This window comes from Amycolatopsis camponoti, from assembly GCF_902497555.1.
Lineage (GTDB): Bacteria > Actinomycetota > Actinomycetes > Mycobacteriales > Pseudonocardiaceae > Amycolatopsis > Amycolatopsis camponoti.
This window is the reverse complement of the sequence record NZ_CABVGP010000002.1, coordinates 1,040,236-1,066,095: the sequence shown is the minus strand read 5'-3', so window position 1 is coordinate 1,066,095 and position 25,860 is coordinate 1,040,236. Positions and strand designations below refer to the sequence as shown.

The following is a 25,860-nucleotide window of genomic DNA, read 5'->3' as shown; positions in this document are numbered from 1 at the left end:
GGCACCCGGCTTCCGAAACACCGTCAGCGTTCGCTGGCGGGCGACACCAGCTCGCTCGGCCCGCCGCTCGACTCCCCCGCCACGGCGGCCAGCTCCTCGCCCACTGACTCCCCGGCCGAAGGACGCGCGTCCTTCGTCAGCAGCGATGCCACCGCGCCGATCAGGCACACCGCGATCGCGAAGCCGAACGCCACCGCCAAGCCCGACTGGAACGGCCCCGAGATCAAGTTCGGGAAGAAGCTGCGGCCCGTCAGGAACGACGCCTGGTCCGGCGGCAGCGACGACAGCTGGCCGCCCAGGAGCTGCTGGATCGGGTTGTAGCCCAGGAACGCCGCGAACAGCACCGCCACCGCCGGCAGGTTCGCCACCTGGGACGCCGCCGCCTCGGGGACGCCGTGGGCCAGCAACCCGTCGTGCATCGTCGACGGGAGGCTGCTCGACAGGCCCGAGATGATCAGGCTGAAGAAGAAGCCGATCGACAGGACCATCGCCGCGTTCTGGAAGGTCGTCATCATGCCCGCGCCGGAGCCGCGCGCGTCCGCCGGGAGGCTGTTCATCACCTCGGCGCGGTTGGGCGAGGAGAACATGCCCATGCCGATGCCGTTGATCAGCAGGATCGCCGCGAACGCCCAGTAGTCGAAGTTGACCGGCAGGATGATCAGCAGCAGGAACGTGATCGCCGTGATGAGCAGCCCGGTGGACGCGAGCAGGCGGCTGCCGATGCGGTCGGCGAGGATGCCCGACGTCGGCGCGGCCAGGAGGAAGCCGACCGTCATCGGGAGCATGTAGATGCCCGCCCACAGCGGCGTCTGCTCGAACGTGTAGCCGTGCTGGGGCAGCCAGATGCCCTGCAGCCAGATGATCAGGATGAACTGCAGCCCGCCGCGGCCGAGTGACGCGGTCAGGTTGGCGATGTTGCCCCAGGTGAACGACCGGATCCGGAACAGCGACAGCCGGAACAGCGGGTTGTCGACCTTCATCTCGATGACCACGAAACCGATCAGGACCGCGACGCCGCCGATCAGGCAGCTCAGCACCATCGGGCTGGTCCAGCCGGTCTGCGACGTGCCGTAGGGCTGGATGCCGTAGGTGATGCCGACCAGCACCGCGATCAGGCCGACGGCGAAGGTGATGTTGCCCCACCAGTCCATCCGCGCGTGCTTGCGGATCCCGGTGTCGTGCAGCTTGAGGTACGCCCAGACCGTGCCGATCACGCCGAAGGGCACCGACACCAGGAAGATCAGGTTCCAGTCGACCGGGGCGAGCACGCCGCCGACGACCAGGCCGAGGAACGAGCCCGCGATGGCCGCGACGCCGTTCATGCCGAGCGCGAGCCCGCGCTGGTTGGCCGGGAAGGCGTCGGTGAGGATCGCCGAGGAGTTCGCCATCAGGAAGGCGCCGCCGACGCCCTGCACGATCCGCCAGCCGATCAGCCACAGCGCGGCCGCGTCACCGCCGAACCAGGTGACGGCCAGCATGATGGAAGAAACGGTGAAGACGGCGAAGCCGAGGTTGTACATCCTCGCGCGGCCGTACATGTCCCCGAGCCTGCCGAAGCTCACCACGAGCACCGCGGTGACGACCAGGAAGCCCATGATCATCCACAGCAGGTAGCTGGTGTTGGCGGGCTCGAGGGGGTTGATGCCGATGCCCTTGAAGATGTCGGGCAGCGCGATCAGCACGATCGAGGAGTTGATCGTGGCGATCAGCATGCCCAGCGTCGTGTTGGACAGCGCGATCCACTTGTACCGCGGCCCCAGTTCCGCGATCGAATACGTCCGGCGTTCCGCCACTGTGCAACCCTTCTGCTCGCAAAGTCCCTTAGCTAGGCTAAGCAAGTTGCTTGCGTATGGCAACCAAGTTCCGAAATCGCTTGGGAGAGCATGATCACACTCGGTTGACTGTCCTTTGTAGACCCTTTACTCGCAGGGCCGGATTTGTTCGAGGGTGCGGGACGGTGGCGCGGCTTCGGCCTGGGGACAGCTCGAGCGGCCTGTGGACAACTCTCCCGCGCCGGACCGGAACCGTCGGTGGCCGCCGGTAACGTTGAAACCGGGGGTCCCCCTCACGGGCGGAGGCACGCGGGTGGCGCGAAAAGTGCGTCAGCGCAGGAGTTTCCCCAGCACGGCGACCCCCTCGGCGATCTCCGTCGACGTCCTCGCCGCGTAGCCCAGCACCAGCCCCGGACGGCCCGGCAACTGCCGATGCCACGACAGCGGCTGGACCTTCACCCCCTCCGCCAGCGCGGCCGCCGCCAGCGCGACGTCGTCCAGGTCCGTGCCGAACGTGATCGTCAGGTGCAGGCCCGCCGCCGCGCCGTGGACCACCGCACCCGGCACTTCCGAAGAAAGCGTGCGGATCATCGCGTCGCGCCGACGCCGGTGCCGGGCCCGGACCACCCGCAGCTGCCGCTCCAGCTCGCCCGTCTCCATCAAGCGAGCCAGGACCAGCTGGGCCAGCACCGGGTTGCCCAGGTCCGCGAACCGCTTCGCCGCCACCAGGTCGTCGTGGAACCGCGGCGGCGCCAGCAGCCAGCCCACCCGCAACGCCGGCGCCAGCAGCTTCGAAACGCTTCCCGTGTAACAGACCTCCGGCAGCATCGACCGGACGGCGGGCACCGGCGCGCGGTCGTAGCGGTGCTCCGCGTCGTAGTCGTCCTCCACCACGATGCCGCCCTCGGCCGCCCAGCGCATCAGGTCGCGGCGGCGGTCGCCGCCCAGCACCACGCCCATCGGGAACTGGTGGGCCGGGGTCACCAGCACCGCCGGCGCGCTCAGGGAGCCGACGCGCAAGCCGTCGTCGTCCACCGGGACCGGCGGGGTCGCCAGGCCGCAGTGGTGCAGGTGCTGCCGCGCGCCCAGCGAACTCGGGTCCTCCACCGCGATCTCGGTGACGCCGTGCTGCCGCAGCACCTCCCCCACCAGCGTCAGCGCCTGCGCGACGCCGGCCACCACGATGATCTCGCCGGGGTCGACGCGGATGCCGCGGCTGCGCGCCAGCCAGTGCGACACCGCGAGCCGCATCGCCGGGGCGCCGCGGGGGTCGCCGTAGCCGAAGTGCGACGGCTCCAGCTCCTCCAGCACCGCGCGCTCGGCCCGCAGCCACGCCGCGCGCGGGAACGCCGTCAGGTCCGGGACGCCCGGGGTGAGGTCGATGCGGGCCGGGGCCGCGCGGACCGCGTCGAACACCTCGACGCCCGGCATCGGCGTGATCACCTTCGACGGCGGCCGGACGCGCACGGGTTCGGGGGCGAGCACCGGCGCGGCCACCACCACCGTGCCCGCCCGGCCGCGGCCCGCCGCGTGCCCGTCATCGATCAGGCGCTGGTAGGCCTCGGTGACGACACCGCGGGACACCCGCAGCTCGGCGGCCAGGACGCGGGACGCGGGCAGCCGGCCGCCGATCGGGAGCCGGCCGTCGGCCACGGCGGCGCGCAGCTGCCCGGCGAGCCAGTCCGACAGCCCGCCCGCCGGCGCGTCACGGACGTCGAGCTGCAGGAAGTCCGAGCCTATGGACCCCTCCGAGGACGGTGTTTTGGCTCTGTCCATCGAGCCATTGTCGCAGCACGCTGGGCGTATGGACACCACTTACGTGCACGGATACACCGCCCCCGAGGCCCGCCGCCTCGGCGACCAGGCCGACACCCTGGCCGCGCTGCTGCACGACGGGACGGCCTACCCCGCCGGGAGCCGCGTGCTGGAGGTCGGCTGCGGCGTCGGCGCCCAGACCGTCCACCTCGTGGCGCGCAGCCCGGACGCGCACCTGACCGCGGTCGACGTCTCCGCGGACTCCCTCGACCAAGCGGGAAGGAGGGTCCCCGAGGTCGAGTTCCGCCAGGCCGACCTCTTCGCGCTCGACGGCGAGTGGGACCACCTCTTCGTCTGCTTCGTGCTCGAACACCTGCCGGAGCCGGAGAAAGCGTTGGCGCACCTGAAAACCCTGCTGCGGCCGGGCGGGACGATCACCGTCATCGAGGGCGACCACGGCTCGGCCTTCTTCCACCCGCGCAGCGAACACGCCCAGGCCGCGATCGACTGCCTCGTGCGCCTGCAGGCCGACGCCGGCGGCGACGGGCTCCTCGGCCGGCGCCTCTACCCGTTGCTGGCCGACGCCGGTTTCGACGACGTCCGGGTGGAGCCGCGGACGGTCTACGCGGACGCGTCCCGGCCGGACCTCGTCACCGGCTTCACCCGCGACACGTTCACCGCGATGGTCGAGGGCGTCGGCGAAACCGCCGTGGCGAAGGGGCTCATGACGGAGGCGGACTGGGCCCGCGGCATCGCCGCTCTTCACCGCACCACCAGGGAATACGGGACCTTCCACTACACGTTCTTCAAGGTAACAGCAACTCGCACTCCGGGAGGAGCGTCATGATCATCGCCGTTCTCGCCGCCGTTGTCCTGCTCGCCTGGGCGCTCGACCACGCCTACCGCCGCCGTCCGTACCCGCGCAACCGCTTGGCGGGCAGCACGAACGTCTACGACCGGGACGCCCAGCGCCTCGAAGGCGATCTCGTCGCCGACGAGCGGCACTACGCCAGGTCCGCCAGCCGGTCCCGGACCCGCTTCGCGCCGGGCACGCACTCCCCGGCGTAACAGGCCAGCGCGCGTTCCCAGTGCTCGCGCGCGGCCGTCACGTCACCCAGTCCACAATGGACTTCGCCGAGCCCGTAGTAGGCCTTGCCCTGCTCGGGACGGCAGCCCGTTTCCTTCGCCACGGCAAGGGCTTCACGGTGATGGCCGAGCGCGTCCGAGGACGCGCCCGTCGCCGCCGCCAACGCACCGAGGCTGTTGAGCACCCGGGACTCCACGCCCCGGTCGCCGCATTCGCGGGCCAGGCCCAGTGCCTCTTCGAGGTGCTGGGCCGCTTCCGTGTGCCGGCCTTGCGCCAGCCGGACGTCGCCCAAGTGCTTCAACGCGACACTGCGGTTGGTCGGGCTGCCCGTCTCCTGCGCGATTTCCAGCGCCCGCTCGAGGTGCGCCGCGGCTTCCGGGTACCGCCCGCGTGCGTGCTCGATGTCGCCGAGGATGCCGAGCGCGTACCCCTCGCTCACCCACACGCCCATCGCGCGGAAGTGCTCCAGTCCTTCCTCCAGCGAGCGGACGGCTTCGTCGTGACGGCCCAGCGCCGACAGCGCGTCGCCCAGGTTGACCAGCGCGTAGCCCTCGGAAGTGCGGTCGGCCGTGTCGCGGGCCAGTGCGCGTGCTTCCTCTAGGTAGCCGATCGCTTCGCCGTAGCGGCCGATGCCGCGGCAGGAGCAGCCCAGCACCACCAGCACCAGGCCTTCGCTGGTGCGGTCGCCGGCCTTGCGGGCCAGGGCCAGGGCTTCGGTCGAGTACGTGATCGCCTCGGCGAACCGGCCCAGCGCCCGGCAGACCAGGCCGAGGGTGTTGACCGAGTGGATCTCGGTGCGCCGGTCGCCGGTCTCGCGGGCGAGGGCGAGCGCCTCCTCCAGGTACCGGCGCGCCTCCCGCGACCGGCCGACGCGCCAGTGGCCGACCGCGATCAGGATGAGCGGCTCGGCCTCGGCCACCCGGTCGCCGGCGTCGTGGGCCAGCGCCGACGCGTGCGAGTGCAGCACCAGTGATTCCTCGTGGTAGCCGCCGACGTCCAGGTAGTGCCACAGGATCCCGGACAGCAGCCGCAGGTGGTCGGACCACCCGTGCCGCGTCGCGTGCGCCGCGACGGCGAGGAGGTTGCGGCGCTCGGCCTCCAGCCACGCCGGCGCGTCGATCACCTTGACGTCCGGGTCCGGGACGGCGGGGCGCAGGTGCCGTTCCTGCGGCAGGACGGCGTCCATGGCCTGCGCGGCCGACCGGACGTAGAAGTCGAACAGCCGCTCCTGCGCGTCGTGGCTCTCGGTCTCGTCCCGCGCCGCGAGTTCGGCGGCGTAGACGCGCAGGAGGTCGTGCTGCTGGAAGCGGTCGTCGCCGGTCTCCTGCGCGAGGTGGGCGCGGACCAGCGTGGCCGTCAGCCGTTCCGCCTCCGGCAGGGCGACGCCGGCGAGCGCGGCGATCGCGGCGGGGGTCAGGTCGCGGCCCGGGTGCAGGCCGCAGAGGCGGAACACGCGCGCGGCGTCGGCCGCCAGGTGCCGGTAGGACCACGAGAAGACGGCCCGGACCGCGGTCAGCGGGTCGCCGCCGCCGTCGAGCAGGTCGAGCCGGCGCCGTTCGTCGGCCAGCTCGTCCGCGAGGGCGGCGAGCCGCTCCCCCGGCCGGCTCAGCGCCAGCTCCGCGACCAGCCGCAGCGCCAGCGGCAGCCGGGCCGAGTAGCCGATCAGCGCCTCGGTGGCGTCCGGCTCGGCGTCGACGCGCGCGCCGAGCAGCGTCCGCAGCAGGTCGAGGGCCTCGGCGTCGGTCAGCAGGTCGACGAGCACGCGGCGGGCGCCGTGCCGCGCGACCAGCCCGGGCAGCGCGTCGCGGCTGGTCACGAGCACCAGGCACGACGCCGAGCCGGGCAGCAGCGGGCGGACCTGCCCGACCGAGCCGGCGTTGTCCAGCAGCAGCACCATCCGCCGGCCGGTGAGCGCGGTGCGGAACTTCGCGGCGCGCTCTTCCGGCTCGGCGGGGATGTCCGCGCCGTCGACGCCGAGGGCGCGCAGGAACCCCGACAGCGCGTCGCCCGGCTCGACCGGCCGGACCGTGCCGTAGCCGTGCAGGTCGAGGTAGAGCTGGCCGTCCGGGAACTCATCGAGGGACCGCTGGGCCCAGTGGACGGCGAGAGCGGTCTTGCCGACCCCGCCCGTGCCGGACAGGACGGCGATGCGCGCACCGGTGCCGCCGCCGTCCCGGAGGGCGTCGAGCTCGGCCAGCTGGGTGGTGCGGCCGCGGAAGCCGGCGACGTCCGCGGGCAGCTGGGCGGGGACGCGGGCCGGCGGTTCCGGGGCGGCGAAGTCCTGGCGCAGCACCTGCCGCTGGGCCGCGCGCAGCTCGGGGCCGGGTTCGATGCCCAGCTCGCCGTCCAGCCGCTGCCGGACCTCTTCGAACACGGCCAGCGCGGCGGCCTGCCGCCCGGACGCGGCGAGCACCAGCATGAGCCGGGCGTGCGCGGACTCGTTCAGCGGCTCCTCGGCGGTGAGCACGCGCAGCTGGACCGCCGCGTCCTCGGGGTCGGCCGCCTCGGCGTACGCCATCACCGTCTTCGCGCGCTTCATCGCCAGGGCCAGCCGGGCGGGGTGCTGCCCGAGCCGTCCGACGTCGGCGAGGGCCGGACCGCGCCAGAGCTCCAGGGCTTCGCGGTGGGCGCCCTCTTCCAGGAACTTCTCGAACCGCAGCAGGTCCAGCGCGTCCGCATCGGCGGTCAGCCGGTACCCACCCTTGTCGGTGGTGATGAGGTCGGCGGGCCGCAGCGCGCGCCGCAACCGGGCGACGTAGGTGTGGAGCAGCTCCAGGCAGGACGGCGGCGGCTCGTCCCAGATGACGTCGACGAGGTCCTCGCGCCGGACGGTGCGGTTCGGCTGCAGCGCCAGCATCGCGAGCAGCAGGCGTTGCTTCTCGGCGCCGATCTCGACCGGGGAGTCCCCGCACCGCACGGTGAGCGGGCCCAGGACGCCGATCCGCACCGGCTCCGGAGGCGCTTCGGCAAGCGCTTCCCGCAGCCGGCGCTCGGTCTCCGGCCGGGGCCGGCGGACGGTGCCGAGCTCGGCGTTGCGCACCGCGCGCTGGCTCACTCCGGCGCGCTCGGCGAGCTGGGCCTGGGTGAGGCCGGCGAGCACGCGCCGGTGCCGCAGCCACCCGGCGAACGGCAGGCCTTCTTCCACAGGCGTCCTCTCCCCGCGTGCCCCGCAGCGGAACGTACCCCTCCAGGATTCCGATCGTGCCGCTCCACCTGTACCACCGAACGGAGAAAGGTAACCGTTTCCGCAGGTACCGACCGTGACGACGCCGTGGACCGCGGGTACAGGCGCACGTCCACCACGGTTTCCTAGGCTTTCTCGGGTCCGGTGGTGGCGAGGGGTTCGGAGCAGCCGTCGCATGGGGTACGACGGCTGCACCCGAGCCTTCAGACGCCGAAGCGTTCCAGGAGAGCGCGTACGGCGGCTGGATCCTCGACGTGGGCGTTGTGCCCGAGGCCGGCGAGCGTGACCGCGTCCGGGTCCAGCGCGCGTAGCCGGCCGGGACGGCTCATCGGGTCGTTCTCGCCCGCCGCCAGCACGACCGGGCACCGCGCCGCGGCGAGCAGCGCCGGCATGTCCGGCGCGCCGACGCCGAACGCGGCCGGGTCCATCGCGAGACGCCAACCTCCCTCGGTCTCGCGAAGCCCGGCCGGGTCCGCGGGCGCGATGCCCAGCAGCCCGGAGACCTTCAGGTAGGCCTGCTCGGCGTCCACGCGCGTCTCGAACAGCCGGGCCGGGCGCGCCGCGAGCGTCGCCACGCGGCCCAGGTCGTCCTGGGTCCACTCGACCTTCACCCCGAGGGCCAGCACGCCCAGCACCTCGACGTCGTACTTGCCGGACGCGAGCTCGAGCGCGAGCACCCCGCCGAGCGAGTGCCCGGCGACGACCAGTGGCCTGCGGTCGGGGAGCGCCCGAGCGACGGCGGCGGTGAGCGTCTCGAAGGAGTAGTGCGGCAGCGGCGAGGACGGGCCGTGGCCGGGCAGGTCGGGGACCAGGACGCGCCGGCCGAGCGGCGGGGCGAAGTGGTTCCACACGGCTCCGGTCGCGCCCAGGCCGTGCAGGAGGAGAACGGCCGGTTCGCCCTCGCCGCCGGTGCGCATGTTCAGCGTGTCCATCGGAGCAGCCTGCCAAACTGTCGGTGGGCGCGGCTAGGGTCGGCGCGTGGGGATCACCGATCCGGACACCTACGTGCGAGGGGTGCCGTACGACGAGCTGGCGCGGCTGCGCGCCGCGTCGCCGGTGGTGCGCGTCGACGACTTCTGGGCCGTGCTGCGGCACGCCGACGTGCGGCGCGTCCTGCGTGATCCGGGCCTGTTCTCCTCCCAGCTCGGCGGGACGCAGATCCGCGATCCCGCTTCGGAGGCCGACCTCGCCTACGTGCGCCGGATGATGCTCAACATGGACCCGCCGGAGCACGGCCGGCTGCGCGGGCTGCTCACCAAGGCGTTCACGCCACGGGCCGTCGCGAAGCTGACGTCGCAGATCGAGGCGTGGGCGCGGGACCTCGTCGCGGCGGTCGCCGAGCGGGGTGAGTGCGACTTCGCCAAGGTCGCCGCCGACCTGCCGCTGCTCACCCTCGCCGGGGTGTTCGGCGTGCCGGAACAGGACCGGCGGCTGATGTACGACTGGAGCAACCGGGTCATCGGCTACCAGGACGCCGAGTACGCGGTCAGCTCGACCGTCTCCGAAACCGAGGTGAGCGACCTCGCGCGGGCCGCGCTCGCCGTCCGCCCGTCCCCCGGTCCCGGCGGGGCGATGCCGGACCCGCGCACCCGCGCCGGCATGCCGGACCTCTACGCGTACGCCAACGCGCTCGGCGAATACAAGCGCGAGCACCCCGGTGACGACGTCATGAGCAACCTGATGCAGCACGTCGGCGACGACGGCGGGCGCGTCTCGCTCGCCGAGTTCGAGAACCTCTTCTGGCTGTTTTCCGTGGCGGGCAACGAAACCCTGCGCAACGGCCTGCCCGGCGGGCTGCTGGCGCTGCTCGCGCACCCCGCGCAGTACCGGCGGCTGCTGGCCGACCGGTCGCTGCTGCCGTCCGCGGTCGAAGAGATGCTGCGCTGGTGGACGCCGGTGATGAACTTCCGGCGGACCGCGACCGCCGACGTCACTCTGTCCGATGTGGACATCCGGGCCGGGGACAAGGTGGTCGTCTGGTTCTCCGCGGCCAACCGCGACCCTTCGGTGTTCACCGCGCCGGACGACTTCGACGTCGGCCGCACCCCGAACGACCACCTGACCTTCGGCCACGGCCCGCACTTCTGCCTCGGCTCGCACCTGGCCAGGGTCCAGATGCGGGCCATGTTCGGCGCTGTGCTCGATCTGCTGGGCGAAGTGACGCTCGCCGGCGAGCCGGTGCGGCTGCGGTCGAACTTCCAGAACGGCCTGAAGTCGCTGCCGATCCGCTGGGCGCGCTGATGGAGATCCGTGAGCTGCGGGCGTTCGTCGCGGTCGTCGAAGCGGGCGCGATGTCGAAGGCGGCGCGGCAGCTGCACGTCAGCCAGCCGGCTCTGTCCCAGACGATCACCGCGCTGGAACGCCGTCTCGGCGTCCGGCTGCTGGTCCGCACCAGCACCGGCGTCCAGGTGACGGACGCCGGGACGACGCTGCTGGGCGAGGCCCGCGCGGTGCTGGCCCGCCACGACCAGGCCGTCGCCACCATGGCCCGGCACACGAAGACCGACGTGCTGCGCGTCGGCGTCCCCCTGGAACTGCCGCCGGAGCTGCTGCCGTCGGCCCTCGCGCGGCTCGCGGAGGACTGCCCCGACACGCGGGTGCAGGCCCGGCACCTGTCGTCGGTGGCGCAGGTGGCGGCGCTGCGAGCGGACGAGCTGGACGTCGGGCTGGTGCGTGAGCGCCCGGCCGGGCCCGACCTCGACGCGCTGCTCGTCGTCGAGGAGAACGTCGGCGTCCTGTTGGCGACCGACCTAGCGGAGAAGCTGGGCTCGCCGGTCCGGCTGGAGGACCTGGCCGGGCTGGAGTGGTTCGCCTTCGCCCGCGCGGGCAGCCCGGCGTGGTACGACGAGCTGGCGGCGACGCTGCGCAGCCACGGCCTCGACGTCGGCCCGGAGGTGCCGGAAGACCGGCGGCTGATCGTCGAGCTGAAGATCCCGGCGGTCAGTGCCGGCGGGGCCTACGCGTTCGCGCCGCCCGGCTGGCCGTACCCGATCCCGGACACGGTCCGCTGGCTGCCGCTGGCCGGGAACCCGCTGGTGCGGCGGACCTGGGCCGTGTGGCCGGCGACGTCGCACCGCCGCGACCTCGCGAAGTTCGTCGCCGCGCTGGAGGACGTATTTCCGCGGTCGCCGTAGCCACTTACCGGCAACGGCGGAAGGAAGCGATGATGTCCGAAGAGACCGTGGTGGCGAGCCAGTACGGCGGCCGGATGCTCGGAGTCGTTCCCATGATGGGCGGCACGCTGATACTCACCGGCCAGCGGCTGGTGTTCGTGCCGCTCATCGGGAGGTCCGGCCTGCAGCTGTCCAACCGAGCCGCGAAGCACAGCGCGAACCTGCACGACTGGAACTTTCACCCGCAACGGCTGCTCAACGCCCTGGTGATGCCCCTGACCGCGGAGATCGACATCGGCCTGGACACGATCATCGCGGCCACGGCAACCCGTCGCTGCGCCCTGCTGGTGCGATGGGACAGGGACGGCAAGGAGAAGAAGATGGAGTTCAGCATCTCCGCGCACTTCGTCACGCCGATCTGGAACCCGGAGAACATCGTCTGCCGAGACCGGTTCCTCGCCGCGCTCAAGGCGGCGGTGCCGGGGAGCTCTGCCTGGTAGCGCCGCCCATCACCCCGGCCGATGCCCGGCATAAGCAGCGCCGAACGCCGGCCCGGAAGTCCTGTCCGGTGCTCGTCCTTGCACCTGGTGACCGGGGAAACGCCCCGGCCGCGAGGAGTTGAGTGATGACTGAAGGACTGTCCGGGACCACGGCGCTGGTGACCGGCGGAACCAGCGGGATCGGGCGGGCGACAGCGGTCGCGCTGGCCGGGCTCGGGGCCCACATCGTGCTGTCGGGGCGGGACGCGGTGCGCGGGGCGGAGGTCGTCTCGCGGATCCGGGAAGCGGGCGGGAAGGCCGACTTCGTCGCGGCCGACCTGACGGACGCCTCGTCGGCGCGTGCGCTGGCCGCGCGGGCGCGTGAGGTGGGCGGACGCGTCGACGTGCTGGTGAACAACGCCGGGATCTTCCCCACCGGGTCCACTTCGGACACTGACGAGGCCGATTTCGACCGCGTCTACGAGACGAACGTGAAGGTGCCGTTCTTCCTCACCGCCGAGCTGGCGCCGGAGATGGCCGAGCGCGGCCACGGCGCGATCGTCAACGTGTCGACGATGGTCGCGACGCGGGGCATGGCGGGCATGGCGCTCTACGGCTCGTCGAAGGCGGCGGTCGAGCTGATGACCAAGGCGTGGGCGGCGGAGTACGGCCCGTCGGGCGTGCGCGTCAACGCGGTCAGCCCCGGCCCGACCCGCACCGAAGGCACAGCGGTGTTCGGCGACGGCCTGGACGAGCTGGCCTCGGCGGGCCCGGCCGGCCGGGTGGCCGCACCCGAGGAGATCGCGGCGGCGATCGCGTTCCTGGTGACGGAGGGGTCGAGCTTCGTCCAGGGCGCGATCCTCCCGGTGGACGGCGGCCGGCTGGCGGTCTGAGTCCCGTGTGGGACGGCCTCACCGCAGGAAGGTGACGCCGTCCCGGGGCCGCTCGTCCACGGTCAGCGCGAAGACGTCCGGCCGTGCGTAGTGACCCGAGACGTCCAGGCTCTTCCTCGCCGTCACGATCTCCCCCAGGTCGATCGATGCCGTGATCAGGCCTTCGCCGTCGCGCAGCGGGCCCGCCAGCACGTCTCCCAGCGGGCCGACGATCACGCTCCCGCCGCGGAAGGGATCCGCACCGGACGACTCGTACGGGCAGGCCGAGATCACGAAACACCGGCCCTCGTCGGCGATGTGGCGCATCGAGGCTTGCCAGACGTCGCGGTCGTCCGCCGTCGGGGCGCACCAGATCTCCACGCCCTTCGCGTACATCGCCGCGCGCAGCAGCGGCATGTGGTTCTCCCAGCAGATCGCCGCGCCCGCCAGGCCCGCCGCCGTCGGCACCGCCGGGAGCGTCGAGCCGTCGCCGCGGCCCCAGAAGAGCCGTTCGCGTTCCGTCGGGACCAGCTTCCGGTGCTTCGCGACGAGCCCGAGCGAGGGGTCGAGGAACACCGCCGTGCTGTACAGCGTCGAGCCGTCCCGCTCGATTACCCCGACGACGAGCGACGCCCCGGTCCGCGCCGCCAGACCGGCCAGTGCTCTCGTCTCGGGCCCCGGGACCGCCACCGCCGCGCGGAAGTACTCCGGGAACGGCACCCGGCCCGGGTACTCGCCGAGCACGGCTTCGGGCAGCACGACCAGGGAGGCGCCGCGGATTTCGGCTTCGAACTCCAGGATCCGCTCCAGATCGGCGCCCGGCCCGATCTGCAGCGCGGCGACGACCGTCACGAGCGAGCGGGTTCGCGCTTCGGCGGCCACGGCACCACCGGGGACGTCCGGCGCTGGTAGTCCGCGTACTCCGGGTACCGCGACCGGGTGATGCTCTCGGTGAACTTCGTCGAGCCGACGAACAGCAGCGTGAGCAGCACCGCGCCGGCGACCGTCCACTGCAGACCGCCCGCGACGACACCGAACGCCGCGACCGCCCACCACTGCGCCTGCTCGAAGAAGAAGTTCGGGTGCCGCGACCAGCGGAACAGCCCCTCCTGCAGGAACCGCGTCGAAGCGCGGCCCGCGTGCTTCTCCCGGTGGAACACCCACTGCTGCTGGTCCGCGACGGTCTCGCCGACGAGGAACGCGGCGAAGACCGCCGCGACGACGACGTCCGCCACGCCGAACGAGCCCCGGTTCTCCAAGGCCGTGTACGCGGGCAACGTGATCAGCAGCAGGATCGCGTTCTGGTAGAGCGAGATGAAGAAGAAGTTGAACACCTGGAACTGCCACGGCGCCATCCGCTCGCGCAGCACCGCCCACCGGTAGTCCTCGCCGCCGCGGGCGTAACCACCCTTCCGGGCGAAGTTGAACGTCAGCCGGATCCCCCACAGGGTGACCAGCGCGAACATCACGTCGAGCCGGGCGTCGCCGAACCCGGCCGCGCCGGCGAAGATCGCCACGTAGACGACCGGGACGATCGACCAGATCCGGTCGACCCAGGAATACTCCCTGGTCAGCACCGACATGACCCAGGTGCCGAGCGTCACCCCGGCGAAGACGTACAGGCAGACCCGCAGCGCGTCCATCCGCTCACAATAGGACCTAGGATCGCGTTCATGAACCTGCCGCTGCGGGACCGGAAGATCGACGTCTTCTTCGCGGTGCTGTTCTCGGCCTTCACGGTGACGTCGCTGATCAGCGACCTGCTGCCGACCGTCGGCGTCGACTTCTCGAAGCCGTCGGACAACTTCTTCGTGAACTCGAACTACTGGTACGCCCACGACGCCGACGCGCTGTTCATGCACCCGCCGGACTGGATGCGGATCGTCACCGGGCTCTCGGCGTTCGTCTACATGCCGTTCTACGTCGTGCTCGTCTTCGCGCTGCTGACCGGGCGCAACTGGATCCAGCTGCCGTCGGTGATCTACGCGACGATGATCGTCACGCTGACCGGGGTCGTCGTGTTCGGCGTCGAGTTCTTCGGCGACCCGGCGTTCCGCACCGGCAACCCGGCGAAGTTCCTCGCGTTCAACCTGCCCTACGTCCTGGTGCCGCTCCTGCTGCTGGTCCGGATGCGCAAGCCACTCCCCTTCACCCGCCGTTTCTGACCGGAGGCGCCGTGCCGTACTCGTTCCTCAGCCACCTCGAATGCTCCCGGACCGGCGAGCGCTTCGAGGCCGACGCCGTCCAGGGACTCTCGCCGTCCGGTGCGCCGCTGCTGGCGCGCTACGACCTCGACGGTGTCCGCGAAGCCGTGACGCCGAAGGAGATCTCCGGGCGCGAGCCGACGCTGTGGCGCTACCACGAGGTGCTGCCGGTGCGCTCCCCCGAGCGGGTCGTGAGCCTGGGCGAGGGCATGACGCCGTTGCTGCGCCTGCCGCGCTACGGCCGCGAGCTGGGGCTTTCGCGGCTGTGGATGAAGGACGAGGGCCTGGTCCCGACCGGCACGTTCAAGGCCCGGGGCGCCGCGGTCGGCGTCTCGCGGGCGGCGGAGCTGGGTGTCGGCGGGATCGCGATGCCGACGAACGGCAACGCGGGCGCGGCGTGGGCGCTGTACGCGGCGCGCGCGGGCCTGTCGAGCCTGATCGCGATGCCGGACGACGCCCCGGCGATCACCATGCGCGAGTGCGTCGCGGCAGGGGCCGAGCTGTACCGGGTGGACGGTCTCATCGGCGACGCGGGGAAGCTCGTGGCCGCGGCGGTTCCGCGGCGTCCGGGTGTGCAGGACGTCTCGACGCTGAAGGAGCCGTACCGCATCGAGGGCAAGAAGACGATGGGGTACGAGATCGCCGAGCAGTTCGGCTGGCGGCTGCCCGACGTCATCCTCTACCCCACCGGCGGCGGGGTCGGGATCATCGGGATCTACAAGGCTTTGCTGGAAATGCGCGAGCTGGGCTGGGTTTCCGGTCCGCTGCCGCGGCTCGTCGCCGTCCAGGCGACCGGGTGCGCGCCGATCGTCACCGCGTTCGAGCGGGGCGACCGGGAGAGCGTGCCGTTCCCGGACGCCCGGACCGTCGCGTTCGGTATCACCGTGCCCAAGGCGCTGGGCGACTTCCTGGTGCTCGACGCCGTTTACGCCACGGACGGGACCGCCGTGGCCGTCACCGACGAGGAACTGCTCGCGGCGCAACGGGAACTGACCACCTTCGAGGGCACGTTCATCTGTCCCGAGGGTGGGGCGTGCTTCGCCGCGCTGCGGCACCTGCGCTCGTCGGGGTGGCTTTCCGGCGACGAGGACGTCGTGGTCTTGAACACCGGCGCCGGGATCAAGTACCCGGAGACGGTGCCCCTCGACGTCCCGCTGCTGCCCCGGGACGGCCGCATTCCTTAAAGGACCGAGCGCACCGTTTCGGGGTCGCGGGCGACGACCGTCGTGCCGTCGTCGGCCGTGATGATCGGGCGCTGGATCAGCTTCGGGTGCTCGCTGAGAGCCTCGATCCAGCGTGCGCGGTCGGCCGGGGTGCGGCCCCACGTCTTGAGGCCCAGCTCCTTCGCGATCGGCTCGGCGGTGCGCGTGATGTCCCACGGCTCCAGGCCGAGCCGCTTCAGGACGGCCTTCACTTCCTTCGCGGTCGGCGGGTCCTCGAGGTAGCGGCGCACGGTGTACTGCGCACCGGCTTCGTCCAACAGCGACACGGCGGACCGGCACTTCGCGCACGCCGGGTTGACCCAGATCTCCACGGCGGCAGCTTACCGCCCTGGTTTTGGAGCACGTGTTCTGTTACGGTCGCGGCATGCCCCGCCCCCGCGTCCACGACCTCGACGCGCTCCTCGACGTCGCCGAACGGCTGGTCGCGTCGTCGGGAGAGGTCACCGTGCGTGGCCTGGCCACCGCCGCGGGCGTGCCGAACGGGACGATCTACCACGCGTTCGGGTCGCTCAGCGCGTTGCTGGCCCAGGTCTGGCTGCGTGCGGCGACCGCGTTCCTGGACCTGCAGACCTCGCGGGTGGACGCCGCTTCCTCGCCGGTGGAAGCCGTCGTCGCGGCCGCGGACACCCCGGCGGAGTTCGCGTTGCTGCGTCCCGACGGGGCCCGGATGCTGCTCCGGGTGCGGGGCGACCGGCTGTTCGGGCCGGAACTGCCGGACGAGCTGGCGGAGGCGTTGCACGCGCTGGACAAACGCCTGGTCGCGCTGCTCGTGCGGCTGGCGCGCCGGGTGTGGGACCGCGGCGACGGACTGGCCGTCGAGGTGATCACCACCTGCGTCGTCGACCTGCCGACCGCGTTCTTCCGGCGGGACATCACCGACCCCCTGGTGCGGGAGCGGCTGGCCGCCGCCGTGCGAGCCGTGCTGACCGTGCCCCCTCGAGAGAAGGACCGACCTTGACCGTTCTGCACTTGGGCGACGACGAAAACCGCTTCTCACCGGACTGGCTGCAGCGCGTCCATTCCACTTTGGACGATGTGGACGACGTGCTGGTGACCACCGGCGGCGGCAAGTTCTACTCGAACGGCCTCGACCTCGACTGGCTCATGGCCAACGGGGACAAGGCGGCCGAGTACGTCGCCGAGGTGCAGGAGCTGTTCGCGCGCGTGCTGACGCTGCCGGTGCCGACGGTCGCGGCGGTCAACGGCCACGCGTTCGGCGCGGGCGCGATGCTGGCGATGGCGCACGACTTCCGCGTGATGCGCGGCGATCGGGGCTACTTCTGCTTCCCCGAGGCGGACATCAACATCCCGTTCACGCCGGGGATGGCGGCGTTGATCCAGGGCAAGCTGACGCCGGCGGCGGCGATCGCGTCGATGACGACGGGACGCCGGTTCGGCGGCGCGGACGCTTTGTCCTTGGGGCTGGTGGACGAGATCGCCGCCGAGGGTGACGTGGTGAAGGTGGCTTCCGAGCGGGTCGAAGCGTTGGCGGGCAAGGACAAGGGCACGCTGGGCGCGATCAAGGCGACGATGTTCGCCCCCGCGGTGGCGGCGCTGCGCGCACCCGCGTAGGCCTCCGGCCCCCGGTATCCACTTTACCCTGGGGCACCGACAGTTCCGGGTGACCGCACGCCCGGGCCGGATGCCGTGAAGGCACCCTCGGCCCTCAAGTCCGTGAATGGCCCATCAAAGGACTCTGGGTCTCTCAATGGACCATTCACGGCTTCGGGCACTCGGCCAGGCGGCGGCGCAGGTGGGCGCGCTCCGGTTCCGTGCCCGCCAACGCCAGCGCCTCTTCGTACGCGGCCGCCGCTTCGGTGTGGCGGCCCGCTCGGGTGAGGAGGTCTCCCCGGGCCGCCGGGAACGGGCTGTACTCGCGCAGCCGGGGCTCCTCCGCCAGCGATTCGAGCAGGACCAGCCCCGCTGCCGGGCCGTCGCGCATCGCCACCGCCACCGCTCGGTTCAGCTCCACCACCGGGGACGGTGCCAGCCCGCGCAGGATGTCGTACAGCGCCACGATCTGCGGCCAGTCGGTCCGGGAAACGTCCGGTGCCTCGTCGTGCAGGGCCGCGATCGCCGCCTGGACGCCGTACAGCCCCGGGGGCCCGCCGGTCAGCGCGACCTCGACCAGGGACGTCCCCTCCGAGATCATCGCGCCGTCCCAGCGGCCGCGGTCCTGGTCGTCGAGGAGCACCAGGTCGCCGTCCGGACCCGTGCGGGCGTCGCGGCGCGCGTGGATCAGGAGCATCAGCGCCAGCAGGCCCGCGACCTCCCGCTCCCCCGGCAGGAGCCGGCGCAGGATCCGGGCCAGCCGGATCGCCTCCTCGGCCAGGTCGAGCCGCTGCAGGTCCGGGCCGGAACTGGCCGCGTACCCCTCGGTGAAGATCGAGTAGACGACCTGGAGCACGCCCGGCAGCCGGCCGGGCAGCTCGGCGGCGTCCGGCACCCGGAACGGGATCCGGGCCGCGCGGATCCGGTTCTTCGCCCGCACGATCCGCTTGCCCATCGTCGCGCTGGGCACCAGGAACGCGCGCGCCACCTCCGGTGTCGTCAGCCCGGCCAGGCAGCGCAGGGTCAGCGCCGTCCGGTCCTCCGCGGGCAACGCGGGGTGGGCGCACGTGAAGAACAGCTGGAGCCGCTCGTCGGGCAGGCCGCCGTCGGACGGCGGGGCGGGCGCCGCGCGGTCGGCCTCGACCTGCAGCACCGCGAGCCGGGCCGCGTAGGCCTGGTCGCGGCGCAGCCGGTCCACGGCCTTGCGCCGCGCGGTCGTCATCAGCCAGGCGCCCGGATTCGGCGGCACGCCGTCGACGGGCCAGTGCACCAGCGCGGCCTCGATGGCTTCCGACGTCACCTCTTCGGCCAGGTCGAGGTCGCCGAACCGGCGCACGAGCGCGGCGAGCAGCAGCCCGCGCTCCTCCCGGAACACGGCTTCGACCGCCGCCCGCCCCTCCACCGCCGTCAGTCCCCGTAGGAAGCGAGCGGCCGGACGACGATGTGCCCGCCGTCGCGGGCGCCGGGGCAGCGCGCCGCCCAGTCGAGCGCGACGTCGAAGTCCGGTACGTCGACGACGAAGTAGCCGCCGAGCACCTCCCGGGACTCGGCGAACGGCCCGTCGGTGACGATCCGCTCGCCGTGCTCGTCGACGCGGACCGCGGCGGCGGTGGTGAAGTCGGCGAGCGAGTTCCCGCCGACGTGGACGCCGGCGTCCTTCATGGACTTGTCGAACAGCATCCAGTCCTCGGGCGTGCTGCAGCCGGTGGGCGCGCCGTCCGCGTCGAGCGAGGCGTTGATCAGCATCAGGTACTTCACGGGATCCTCCGGTGGCTCGGTTGTCGTACGCGGTGACTACGAACGGCCGACGCCGCCTTGGACACCCTCGCCGAAGATTTTCTCATGTCAAGAAACTTTGACACGATGTCTGTTCTGCTTTACCTTGGGGATGTCAAAGTTGCTTTACACGGGAGCGAGCCGTGCCCCACGAAGAGAAACGCGCCTGGATCCTCGGGATCTGCGCGATAGCGAGCTACGCGGTCTACGTCGTCCTGATCCTCGGCCGGGCCGGCGGGCGGCCACTGGCCGAAGTCCCCTACATCGCGCCCATGCTGGGGACGATCGGCGCGTCCATCGCGGCGGCGATCGTGGCGAGCATCCTCGCCGCGATGATCTCCCGCGACGGCGGGAAGGACCAGCGCGATCGCGAGATCGGCCGGTTCGGCGAGTACGTCGGCCATTCGTTCGTCGTCATCGGCGCCGTCGCGGCCCTGCTGCTGGCCATGGCCGAGGCGCCGTACTTCTGGATCGCCAACGCCGTCCACCTGGCCTTCACGCTCTCGGCGATCCTCGGGTCGGTCGCCCGGATCTTCGCCTACCGCCGGGGTTTCCAGCCGTGGTGACCCGCGTGACCAACTCGCTCCGCGCCCTCCGGTTCGCGCACGGCCAGATGACCCAGGCCGACCTCGCCGCCCGGATCGGCGTCACCCGCCAGACCGTCATCGCGATCGAGCAGGGCCGCTATTCGCCGTCGCTCGAGATGGCGTTCCAGATCGCGCACGTGTTCGGAGTCCCGCTCGAAGAAGTGTTCCAGTACCCGGAGGAGTCACCATGAAAGCGATCGTCCAAGACCGCTACGGCAGCCCGGACGTCCTCGAGTTCCGCGACACCGCCAGACCGTCGCCCGGTGCCGGCGAGGTCCTCGTGCGCGTGCACGCGGCCGGCGTCGACCCGGGCGTGCGGCACCTGACCACCGGGCACCCGTACCTGCTGCGCCTGCTGGGTTTCGGGCTGCGCCGGCCGAAGCTGCCGGTGCGGGGCCTCGACTTCGCCGGCACCGTCGAGGAAACCGGCGACGGCGTCACGCGGGTCCGCCCGGGTGACGAGGTGTTCGGCGTCTGCGAAGGCGCCTTCGCCGAGTACGCCGTCGCGAAGCAGGACCTCGTGGCAGCGAAACCCGCCCGTCTCTCCTTCGAGCAGGCAGCGGCCGTCCTGGTTTCCGGCGGCACCGCCCTGCAGGCCCTGCGCGACGCCGGCCGCGTCCGGCCCGGGCAGCGCGTCCTGGTCATCGGGGCGGCGGGTGGCATCGGCACCTTCGCGGTGCAACTGGCCAGGGCCTTCGGCGCGGAGGTCACGGGGGTGTGCAGCACCGCCAAGACGGACCTGGTCCGCACCCTCGGCGCCGAGCACGTCGTCGACTACACGCGCGAGGACATCGCGGCGCGGCAGTACGACCTGATCGTCGACACCGCCGGCCTGCGCTCGCTGACCACCCTGCGCCGGGCGCTGACCCCGCGCGGCACGCTCGTGATCGCCGGCGGCGAAAACGGCGGCCGGTGGCTCGGCGGCATCCAGCGGGTGTTCCGGGCGGCGCTGCTGAACCCGTTCGTCCGGCACCGCTTGTGCGGGCTCGTCTCCCGCGTGCGCGGCGAAGACCTCGAAGTCCTGCGAGACCTGATCGAAGCCGGGAAGCTCACCCCGGCGCTCGACCGGACGTACCCCCTCGCCGACGTCGCCGCCGCCATCGGCCACCTCCACGCGGGCCGCGCGGCCGGCAAAGTCGTGCTCACAGCCTGACGCCGAGGTCCTTCAGCCGCTTGACCCGGTCGATGTGGGCGGGGTGCCCGGCCATCAGCCGCGACCACAGCCGGCGCTCGTCGCCGCGGTCCCGCAGGTTCCACGCCTTGAGCAGCAGCGCCAGCTCCCGGCCGTAGCCCAGCCGCGCCGCCATCCGGTCGGCCCGGTACTCGCCGAGCCGCTTCGACCACGCGAGCACCGGGCCGAGCAACGGCGTCAGCAGCAGCCACGGGTCGAGGAACGCGAGGGCGGTGAGGATGCCCAGGCTGAGCAGCACGGTGACCAGCACCTCGGCCGACCGGCCGAAGGAGCGGAACACGCGGCCGACGTGCGGCACCACCCAGGCGAGCAGCCGGATCAGCCGGGCCAGCACCCGGGCCGGCAACCCCAGCCAGTGGACCAGCAGGTTCGCCCGCGTGTGCCCGGACAGGTGGTGACCCAGCTCGTGGGCGAGGATCGCTTCCAGGCCCGGGCGCTCCAGGTCGAGGGCGGCCCGGGTCACCGCGACGGTCCGGCCCCCGGCGGCGAAGGCGTTCAGCTCGCGCGACGGCTCGACCCACAACCGGTACCGGCCGCCGTCGACGCCGGCCGCGGCGCAGACGGCCGCCCAGCTCGGCGTGAGCCAGGTCAGCTCCCGTTGGCTCGGCTCGCGCATCTTGAGCAGCACGGACAGCACGAGGTACTCGTAGGCGGGGACGAACGTGATCGCGCCGGCCAGCGCCCAGCCGGCCGGGAGCACCCAGAAGTACGCCGGCCAGAGCAGCTTCCCGAGCAGGCCCAGCACCAGCAGGCTGCTGGCGACCACCGGGACGGCGAGCACCACGCCCAGGACCGCGGAAAGATCGATCCGCGCCCGCTCCTTGTCGCTCACGCTTCCCCTCCCGGCCGACGCCGGATCCACCTTGGCGTGGCGCCGGGCGGAGCACAACGGTCCGCCCGAACTGTCCGGGAGCTGTCAGGAAAACGCGTCCGCGTGCGCCTCGGCCCAGTCGGTGAAAGTGCGGGCCGGCCGGCCCGTCACCTCGGCGACCGTCGGGTACACCGTCGCCTCGTCCAGCGTTCCGCCGACGTAGAAGTCCCAGAACGCTTCGACGTACTCGCGCGGCATGCTCGCCGTCAGCTCGGCGCGCGTCTCGTCGTTCGTGAGCCCGACGAACTCCAGCTTCCGGCCGAGCACCTCGGCCAGCACCGCGACCTGGTCGGCGGGCCGCAGCGCCACCGGGCCGGTCAGGTCGTGGATCCGTCCTTCGTGGCCGCCCGCGAGCGCCCGCGCCGCCACCGCGGCGATGTCCGCCGGGTCGACGCACGCGGCCGCGACGTGCGGGAACTGCGCGCGGACCGTGTCGCCCTCCCGCAGCTGCGGGAGCCAGCGCAGCGCGTTCGCCATGAACGCGCGCGGGCGCAGGAACGTCCAGTCCAGCCCCGATTCCCGGACCGCGCGTTCGGCGAGGGTCATATACGCCGAGACCGCGTTGTCCAGGTTTTCCAGCGCCGCCGAGCCGCCGGACAGCAGCACGATCCGGCGGACGCCCGCGTCGCGCGCTTTCGCCAGCATGCCGGGCATGTCCTGATAGCCCGGCAGCAAGAAGATCCCTTCGACGCCGTCGAGCGCGTCCCCGAGACTCGCGGGATCGTCGAGATCGCCTACGGCGGCTTCGGCGCCGTCCGGGAGCACGGCGTCCGGCCGGCGCACCAGCGCCCGGACCGGATCACCCGCTTCGGCCAGTGCCGCGACCACTTCCGCGCCGACGTTGCCGGTGGCGCCGGTGACCAGGAACATCGCTCTACCCCCAGAGTCGGTTCCCGGCCAGCGTAGCGCCACCGGCGGCCGTCAGTCCTGCGCCGGCAGGTCGTCGAACTCGACGACCTGGCGCACCTCGACCTCGATCTCGAGGTCGAACAGCTCGGTGTACTTCTTCGCGAACTCGACCGCCTCCGCCTGGTCGGCGGCGTTGATCAGGGCGAACCCGCCGATGACCTCCTTGGCCTCGGCGAAGGGCCCGTCGGTGACGCGGATCGCCGCCCCGCGCGGCTTGCGGACCAGCGCGCCCTTGTCCGACCGGTGGACGCCCTCGGCGGTGATCAGGATGCCCTTCTCGGCCGACTCCTGGATGAACCCGCCCATCTTCTGCATGAACTCCGGGCTGGGGTTCCACGCCTGCGGGTCGTTCTCGTCGATCCGGTGCATCATGAGGAAACGCATGGTCGTTCTCCCTGTTCTCGTCGGCCGGGCCCCGGGTTCTCCCGGGTTCGTCGACCGGCCTTCACCCCCGCGTCGATCGGCCGCTTCCGGCGTTCGACATTTTTCCCGGAGATCTTTTCCGGGAGAGTACTGTGACACCGGTCACTTCGAGGGAGGGTGCCCGGATGGCTGTCGTGCTCGCGATCGGGACGCGCAAGGGTCTGTGGCTGGCGACCGGCCCGGACGACCGCTCGAGCTGGGAGGTGACCGGCCCCCACCACCCGATGACCGAGGTGTACGCGGTCGGCATCGACACGCGCCGGGCGGCGCCGCGGCTGCTCGCCGGGGTCACCAGCGAGCACTTCGGGCCGAGCGTCGCCACCAGCGACGACCTGGGCGCCACCTGGCAGGAGCCCGACCACGCCCCCATCGCCTTCCCGCCGGACACCGCCGAGTCCCTCGTGCGGGCCTGGCAGCTCGTGCCCGGGCCGGCGAGCGAACCGGACGTCGTCTACGCCGGCACCGAGCCGTCCGCGCTGTTCCGGTCGGTGGACGGCGGCCGCACCTACGAGCTGGTCCGCGGCCTGTGGGACCACCCGCACCGCGAGCACTGGACGCCCGGGGGCGGCGGCAAGGCGATCCACACGGTGCTCCCGGACCCGGTCGAGCCGGGCCGCGTCACCGTGGCGATGTCGACCGGCGGCGTCTACCGCACCGACGACGGCGGCGCGTCCTGGCGGGCGAGCAACACCGGCATCAAGGCCGTGCACGTGCCCGACCCGTACCCCGAGTACGGCCACTGCGTGCACAAGGTCGCGATGCACCCGAGCGCGCCGGACCGGTTCTTCGCGCAGGTGCACCACGGCGTCTACCGCAGCGACGACGCCGGCGCGAGCTGGCAGTCCATCGCCGACGGCCTGCCCAGCGACTTCGGCTTCCCGATGGTCGTCCACCCGCACCGGCCCGAGGTGATCTACACGTTCCCGCTGACCGCCGACGTCATGCGGTTCCCGCCCGAAGGCCGGTGCCGGGTGTACCGCAGCGAAGACGCCGGGAAGTCGTGGGAGGCCATGGGCGCCGGCCTGCCGGACGGGTACTGGGCCGGGGTCATGCGCGACGCGATGTGCGCCGACGACGCCGACCCGGCCGGGGTGTACTTCGGCTCGCGGACCGGCGACGTCTACGCCAGCCGGGACGACGGCGACAGCTGGGAGCTGGTCGTCTCGCACCTGCCGGACGTGCTGAGCGTCCGCGCCGCGACGGTGTGACCGTGCTGATCACCGTGCTGGTGCCCGGTCCCCTGCGGGCGAAGACCGGCGGCGAGTCCCGGCTGGAGGTCGAGCTCGGCGAGGCGGCCACGCTCGGGGCGCTGCTCGACGAGCTCGCGCAGCGGTACCCGGCGCTGGAACGGCGGCTGCGCGACGAGCAAGCGGGCCTGCGCCGGTACGTCAACTTCTACGTCGACGGCGAGGAGTGCCGCCGGCTCGACGGCCCGTCGACGGCGTTGCGCGACCGCGGCGAGGTGCAGATCATCCCGTCGGTCGCCGGTGGCTGACTCCTTCCACCTCGGCGAACAGCTCCGCGGCGCGCCGGCCGGTGGCGGCCGCCCGCTCGCCGGTGCTGACGAGGGCGAGGACGAGGACACCCGCGCCCAGGGCGGCGACCAGCCACCACACGCCGGGTCCCGCCCCGACCGTCCCGGCGAGCGCGACGCCCAGGGTCGTGCCGGTCTGCCGGCCGGCCGAGGCCAGCGACCCGGCCACGCCGGCCATCGAAGCCGGCATCCCGGAGACGGCCGTCGTGGTGATCGGCGGGTTGACCGTGCCGAGGAAGACGCCGAACAGCAGGGAGACCACCAGCACGAGCGGCAGCGGCGTCGCCGGGCCGAGCCACGCCGTCGCGGCGCCGCCCAGTGCGAGCGCGACCCCGGCGACGACCAGCGGCAGCCGCGGCCCGCGCGCGCCGACCAGCCGTCCCGTCCGCGGCGACAGGACCAGGACGAGCACGCCGACCGGGAGCAGGCAGAGCCCCGCGTCGAGGGCAGGCAGGCCGCGGACGTCCTGCAGGTACTGCGTGGTGGCGAAGAGGAAGGCCCCGAACCCGCAGAGCGCGAACAACGCCATGACGATCGCGCCGCTGAACGGGACGCTGCGGAAGAGCCGCAGTTCGAGCAGCGGGTCCGCGCGGCGCCGTTCGCAGCGGCGGAGAGCGGCCACGGCGAGCGCGGCGACGCCGAGCAGGCCGAGGATCACCGGCGACGTCCAGCCGAGCCGGCGCGCCTCGATGATCGCCTCCACCACGCAGCCCAGCACGAGGACCACGAGCACCTGCCCGGCCGGGTCGAACCGGCGCGCCCGGGCCGCGCGGGACTCGGGCACGAACCGGACGGTGGCCACGATGGCGGCGGCGATGATCGGGACGTTGACCCAGAAGACGGCCCGCCAGCCCAGTCCGTCGACGAGCGCGCCGCCGACGATCGGCCCGAGCGCGAGCGCCAGGCCGGACATCGCCCCGAACACGCCGATCGCGCGGGCGCGTTCGGCCGGGGCGGGGAAGGTGGTGACGACGATGGCCAGGGCGACCGGGTTGAGCATGGTCCCCCCGGCCGCTTGGACGGCGCGGGCGGCGATCAGCCAGCCGATGCCGGGCGCCACGCCGCAGAGCAGCGACCCGATCCCGAAGACGGCGAGACCGGTGAGGAAGACGCGCTTGCGCCCGAACCGGTCGGCGGTGGACCCGGCGAGCACGAGGAACCCGGCCAGCACCAGCGTGTAGGCGTCGACTGTCCACTGCAGACCTTCGACGGACGCGCCGAGGTCCCGGCGGATCGACGGCAGGGCGACGGTGACGATCGAGATGTCCATGACGGCGACGACGATGCTGGTGCAGCAGATGGCCAGCACGAGCGCGGGAGACTTCATG

Annotated in this window: 28 protein-coding genes; 15 read left to right on the top strand and 13 right to left on the bottom strand. The window is 72.5% G+C overall.

Annotated features, from left to right (window positions below):
• Positions 1–23 precede the first annotated feature (23 nt).
• Positions 24–1,793, bottom strand: coding sequence for an MFS transporter (locus AA23TX_RS25580; RefSeq protein ID WP_155545381.1), 1,770 nt, complete (start codon positions 1,791–1,793; stop codon positions 24–26).
• A gap of 309 nt (positions 1,794–2,102) precedes the next feature.
• Positions 2,103–3,548, bottom strand: a complete 1,446-nt coding sequence (pdxR, locus tag AA23TX_RS25575; protein WP_155545380.1) for a MocR-like pyridoxine biosynthesis transcription factor PdxR — start codon at positions 3,546–3,548, stop codon at positions 2,103–2,105.
• A gap of 28 nt (positions 3,549–3,576) precedes the next feature.
• Here pdxR and AA23TX_RS25570 point away from each other — a divergent pair, with 28 nt between their 5' ends.
• Positions 3,577–4,374 (top strand): L-histidine N(alpha)-methyltransferase, encoded by a 798-nt coding sequence (locus AA23TX_RS25570; RefSeq protein WP_155545379.1) that lies wholly within the window; start codon positions 3,577–3,579, stop codon positions 4,372–4,374.
• Positions 4,371–4,595, top strand: coding sequence for a hypothetical protein (locus AA23TX_RS25565; RefSeq protein WP_155545378.1), 225 nt, complete (start codon positions 4,371–4,373; stop codon positions 4,593–4,595). Before AA23TX_RS25570 ends, AA23TX_RS25565 begins: the two co-directional genes overlap by 4 nt.
• On the opposite strand, the gene AA23TX_RS25560 is transcribed toward AA23TX_RS25565, so the two are convergent.
• Together AA23TX_RS25560 and AA23TX_RS25555 are read right to left on the bottom strand one after the other, a co-directional pair.
• Positions 4,532–7,759, bottom strand: a complete 3,228-nt coding sequence (locus AA23TX_RS25560; protein WP_155545377.1) for a tetratricopeptide repeat protein — start codon at positions 7,757–7,759, stop codon at positions 4,532–4,534. The two genes, AA23TX_RS25565 and AA23TX_RS25560, sit on opposite strands and share 64 nt — an antisense overlap.
• Positions 7,760–8,001: 242 nt before the next feature.
• Positions 8,002–8,730 (bottom strand): alpha/beta fold hydrolase, encoded by a 729-nt coding sequence (locus AA23TX_RS25555; protein ID WP_155545376.1) that lies wholly within the window; start codon positions 8,728–8,730, stop codon positions 8,002–8,004.
• Positions 8,731–8,776: 46 nt separating this feature from the next.
• Between AA23TX_RS25555 and AA23TX_RS25550 the strand changes: the two genes are divergently transcribed.
• From AA23TX_RS25550 to AA23TX_RS25535, 4 genes are all read left to right on the top strand, one after another.
• Positions 8,777–10,039: a cytochrome P450 gene (locus AA23TX_RS25550; RefSeq protein WP_155545375.1), complete on the top strand. Its 1,263-nt coding sequence runs from the start codon at positions 8,777–8,779 to the stop codon at positions 10,037–10,039.
• The gene (locus AA23TX_RS25545) at positions 10,039–10,932 is read left to right on the top strand and encodes a LysR family transcriptional regulator (protein WP_230862700.1); all 894 of its coding nucleotides are present in this window, start codon (positions 10,039–10,041) and stop codon (positions 10,930–10,932) included. The genes AA23TX_RS25550 and AA23TX_RS25545 overlap by 1 nt, the downstream gene beginning before the upstream one ends.
• 32 nt (positions 10,933–10,964) lie before the next feature.
• Positions 10,965–11,411 (top strand): hypothetical protein, encoded by a 447-nt coding sequence (locus AA23TX_RS25540; RefSeq protein ID WP_155545374.1) that lies wholly within the window; start codon positions 10,965–10,967, stop codon positions 11,409–11,411.
• A gap of 125 nt (positions 11,412–11,536) precedes the next feature.
• The gene (locus tag AA23TX_RS25535; RefSeq protein ID WP_155545373.1) at positions 11,537–12,283 is read left to right on the top strand and encodes an SDR family NAD(P)-dependent oxidoreductase; all 747 of its coding nucleotides are present in this window, start codon (positions 11,537–11,539) and stop codon (positions 12,281–12,283) included.
• Positions 12,284–12,301: 18 nt separating this feature from the next.
• Here AA23TX_RS25535 and AA23TX_RS25530 read toward each other — a convergent pair whose 3' ends face one another.
• A complete protein-coding gene (locus tag AA23TX_RS25530; RefSeq protein WP_230862699.1) occupies positions 12,302–13,144 on the bottom strand; it encodes a carbon-nitrogen hydrolase family protein in 843 nt (280 codons plus the stop codon).
• The gene (locus AA23TX_RS25525) at positions 13,111–13,905 is read right to left on the bottom strand and encodes a DUF1295 domain-containing protein (RefSeq protein ID WP_155545372.1); all 795 of its coding nucleotides are present in this window, start codon (positions 13,903–13,905) and stop codon (positions 13,111–13,113) included. Before AA23TX_RS25525 ends, AA23TX_RS25530 begins: the two co-directional genes overlap by 34 nt.
• A 30-nt stretch (positions 13,906–13,935) precedes the next feature.
• Here AA23TX_RS25525 and AA23TX_RS25520 point away from each other — a divergent pair, with 30 nt between their 5' ends.
• Both AA23TX_RS25520 and AA23TX_RS25515 read left to right on the top strand, forming a co-directional pair.
• Complete coding sequence (locus AA23TX_RS25520; protein ID WP_155545371.1) at positions 13,936–14,427, top strand: EXPERA domain-containing protein; 492 nt, start codon at positions 13,936–13,938, stop codon at positions 14,425–14,427.
• 11 nt (positions 14,428–14,438) lie between these two features.
• A complete protein-coding gene (locus AA23TX_RS25515; protein WP_155545370.1) occupies positions 14,439–15,650 on the top strand; it encodes a threonine synthase in 1,212 nt (403 codons plus the stop codon).
• On the opposite strand, the gene AA23TX_RS25510 is transcribed toward AA23TX_RS25515, so the two are convergent.
• The gene (locus tag AA23TX_RS25510) at positions 15,647–16,000 is read right to left on the bottom strand and encodes an arsenate reductase family protein (RefSeq protein WP_155545369.1); all 354 of its coding nucleotides are present in this window, start codon (positions 15,998–16,000) and stop codon (positions 15,647–15,649) included. The genes AA23TX_RS25515 and AA23TX_RS25510 overlap by 4 nt on opposite strands.
• Positions 16,001–16,053: 53 nt before the next feature.
• Here AA23TX_RS25510 and AA23TX_RS25505 point away from each other — a divergent pair, with 53 nt between their 5' ends.
• Positions 16,054–16,647: a TetR/AcrR family transcriptional regulator gene (locus AA23TX_RS25505; protein WP_196425528.1), complete on the top strand. Its 594-nt coding sequence runs from the start codon at positions 16,054–16,056 to the stop codon at positions 16,645–16,647.
• Positions 16,644–17,261, top strand: a complete 618-nt coding sequence (locus tag AA23TX_RS25500) for an enoyl-CoA hydratase/isomerase family protein (RefSeq protein ID WP_155545367.1) — start codon at positions 16,644–16,646, stop codon at positions 17,259–17,261. The genes AA23TX_RS25505 and AA23TX_RS25500 overlap by 4 nt, the downstream gene beginning before the upstream one ends.
• 145 nt (positions 17,262–17,406) lie before the next feature.
• On the opposite strand, the gene AA23TX_RS25495 is transcribed toward AA23TX_RS25500, so the two are convergent.
• Positions 17,407–18,642 (bottom strand): RNA polymerase sigma factor, encoded by a 1,236-nt coding sequence (locus tag AA23TX_RS25495; RefSeq protein WP_230862698.1) that lies wholly within the window; start codon positions 18,640–18,642, stop codon positions 17,407–17,409.
• Positions 18,643–18,647: 5 nt separating this feature from the next.
• Positions 18,648–18,998: a YciI family protein gene (locus AA23TX_RS25490; protein WP_155545365.1), complete on the bottom strand. Its 351-nt coding sequence runs from the start codon at positions 18,996–18,998 to the stop codon at positions 18,648–18,650.
• Positions 18,999–19,159: 161 nt separating this feature from the next.
• Here AA23TX_RS25490 and AA23TX_RS25485 point away from each other — a divergent pair, with 161 nt between their 5' ends.
• Genes AA23TX_RS25485 through AA23TX_RS25475 form a run of 3 tightly spaced genes read left to right on the top strand, consistent with a single transcriptional unit; the run spans position 19,160 to position 20,756 of the window.
• A complete protein-coding gene (locus AA23TX_RS25485; RefSeq protein ID WP_155545364.1) occupies positions 19,160–19,582 on the top strand; it encodes a hypothetical protein in 423 nt (140 codons plus the stop codon).
• Entirely contained in the window at positions 19,579–19,794 is a 216-nt protein-coding gene (locus AA23TX_RS25480) for a helix-turn-helix transcriptional regulator (protein WP_277875449.1), read from the top strand. The genes AA23TX_RS25485 and AA23TX_RS25480 overlap by 4 nt, the downstream gene beginning before the upstream one ends.
• Positions 19,791–20,756, top strand: coding sequence for an NAD(P)-dependent alcohol dehydrogenase (locus AA23TX_RS25475; protein ID WP_155545362.1), 966 nt, complete (start codon positions 19,791–19,793; stop codon positions 20,754–20,756). Before AA23TX_RS25480 ends, AA23TX_RS25475 begins: the two co-directional genes overlap by 4 nt.
• On the opposite strand, the gene AA23TX_RS25470 is transcribed toward AA23TX_RS25475, so the two are convergent.
• The 3 genes from AA23TX_RS25470 to AA23TX_RS25460 form a co-directional block, all read right to left on the bottom strand.
• A complete protein-coding gene (locus AA23TX_RS25470) occupies positions 20,746–21,627 on the bottom strand; it encodes a M48 family metalloprotease (RefSeq protein WP_155545361.1) in 882 nt (293 codons plus the stop codon). The two genes, AA23TX_RS25475 and AA23TX_RS25470, sit on opposite strands and share 11 nt — an antisense overlap.
• 84 nt (positions 21,628–21,711) lie before the next feature.
• A complete protein-coding gene (locus tag AA23TX_RS25465) occupies positions 21,712–22,536 on the bottom strand; it encodes an NAD(P)H-binding protein (protein ID WP_155545360.1) in 825 nt (274 codons plus the stop codon).
• Between the two features lie 51 nt (positions 22,537–22,587).
• Positions 22,588–22,959 carry a YciI family protein gene (locus tag AA23TX_RS25460; RefSeq protein ID WP_155545359.1) on the bottom strand — a complete coding sequence of 124 codons (372 nt, stop codon included), beginning with the start codon at positions 22,957–22,959 and terminating at the stop codon, positions 22,588–22,590.
• 164 nt (positions 22,960–23,123) lie between these two features.
• On the opposite strand from AA23TX_RS25460, the gene AA23TX_RS25455 reads away from it, so the two are divergent.
• Entirely contained in the window at positions 23,124–24,206 is a 1,083-nt protein-coding gene (locus AA23TX_RS25455; protein WP_155545358.1) for a WD40/YVTN/BNR-like repeat-containing protein, read from the top strand.
• A gap of 2 nt (positions 24,207–24,208) precedes the next feature.
• Entirely contained in the window at positions 24,209–24,493 is a 285-nt protein-coding gene (locus AA23TX_RS25450) for a MoaD/ThiS family protein (RefSeq protein WP_155545357.1), read from the top strand.
• Here the strand turns inward: AA23TX_RS25450 and AA23TX_RS25445 are convergent.
• Positions 24,468–25,859, bottom strand: coding sequence for an MFS transporter (locus AA23TX_RS25445; RefSeq protein ID WP_155545356.1), 1,392 nt, complete (start codon positions 25,857–25,859; stop codon positions 24,468–24,470). The genes AA23TX_RS25450 and AA23TX_RS25445 overlap by 26 nt on opposite strands.
• Between the last annotated feature and the right edge of the window lies 1 nt (position 25,860).

Excerpts from the sequence above, each read along its gene's own strand:
- AA23TX_RS25460 (WP_155545359.1), bottom strand. The coding sequence starts at position 22,959 with ATGCGTTTCCTCATGATGCACCGGATCGACGAGAACGACCCGCAGGCG.
- AA23TX_RS25540 (WP_155545374.1), top strand. The coding sequence starts at position 10,965 with ATGTCCGAAGAGACCGTGGTGGCGAGCCAGTACGGCGGCCGGATGCTC.
- AA23TX_RS25465 (WP_155545360.1), bottom strand. The coding sequence starts at position 22,536 with ATGTTCCTGGTCACCGGCGCCACCGGCAACGTCGGCGCGGAAGTGGTC.
- AA23TX_RS25525 (WP_155545372.1), bottom strand. The coding sequence starts at position 13,905 with ATGGACGCGCTGCGGGTCTGCCTGTACGTCTTCGCCGGGGTGACGCTC.
- AA23TX_RS25445 (WP_155545356.1), bottom strand. The coding sequence starts at position 25,859 with ATGAAGTCTCCCGCGCTCGTGCTGGCCATCTGCTGCACCAGCATCGTC.
- AA23TX_RS25505 (WP_196425528.1), top strand. The coding sequence starts at position 16,054 with ATGCCCCGCCCCCGCGTCCACGACCTCGACGCGCTCCTCGACGTCGCC.
- AA23TX_RS25570 (WP_155545379.1), top strand. The coding sequence starts at position 3,577 with ATGGACACCACTTACGTGCACGGATACACCGCCCCCGAGGCCCGCCGC.
- AA23TX_RS25555 (WP_155545376.1), bottom strand. The coding sequence starts at position 8,730 with ATGGACACGCTGAACATGCGCACCGGCGGCGAGGGCGAACCGGCCGTT.
- AA23TX_RS25545 (WP_230862700.1), top strand. The coding sequence starts at position 10,039 with ATGGAGATCCGTGAGCTGCGGGCGTTCGTCGCGGTCGTCGAAGCGGGC.
- AA23TX_RS25455 (WP_155545358.1), top strand. The coding sequence starts at position 23,124 with ATGGCTGTCGTGCTCGCGATCGGGACGCGCAAGGGTCTGTGGCTGGCG.
- AA23TX_RS25475 (WP_155545362.1), top strand. The coding sequence starts at position 19,791 with ATGAAAGCGATCGTCCAAGACCGCTACGGCAGCCCGGACGTCCTCGAG.
- AA23TX_RS25520 (WP_155545371.1), top strand. The coding sequence starts at position 13,936 with ATGAACCTGCCGCTGCGGGACCGGAAGATCGACGTCTTCTTCGCGGTG.
- AA23TX_RS25535 (WP_155545373.1), top strand. The coding sequence starts at position 11,537 with ATGACTGAAGGACTGTCCGGGACCACGGCGCTGGTGACCGGCGGAACC.
- pdxR (WP_155545380.1), bottom strand. The coding sequence starts at position 3,548 with ATGGACAGAGCCAAAACACCGTCCTCGGAGGGGTCCATAGGCTCGGAC.
- AA23TX_RS25565 (WP_155545378.1), top strand. The coding sequence starts at position 4,371 with ATGATCATCGCCGTTCTCGCCGCCGTTGTCCTGCTCGCCTGGGCGCTC.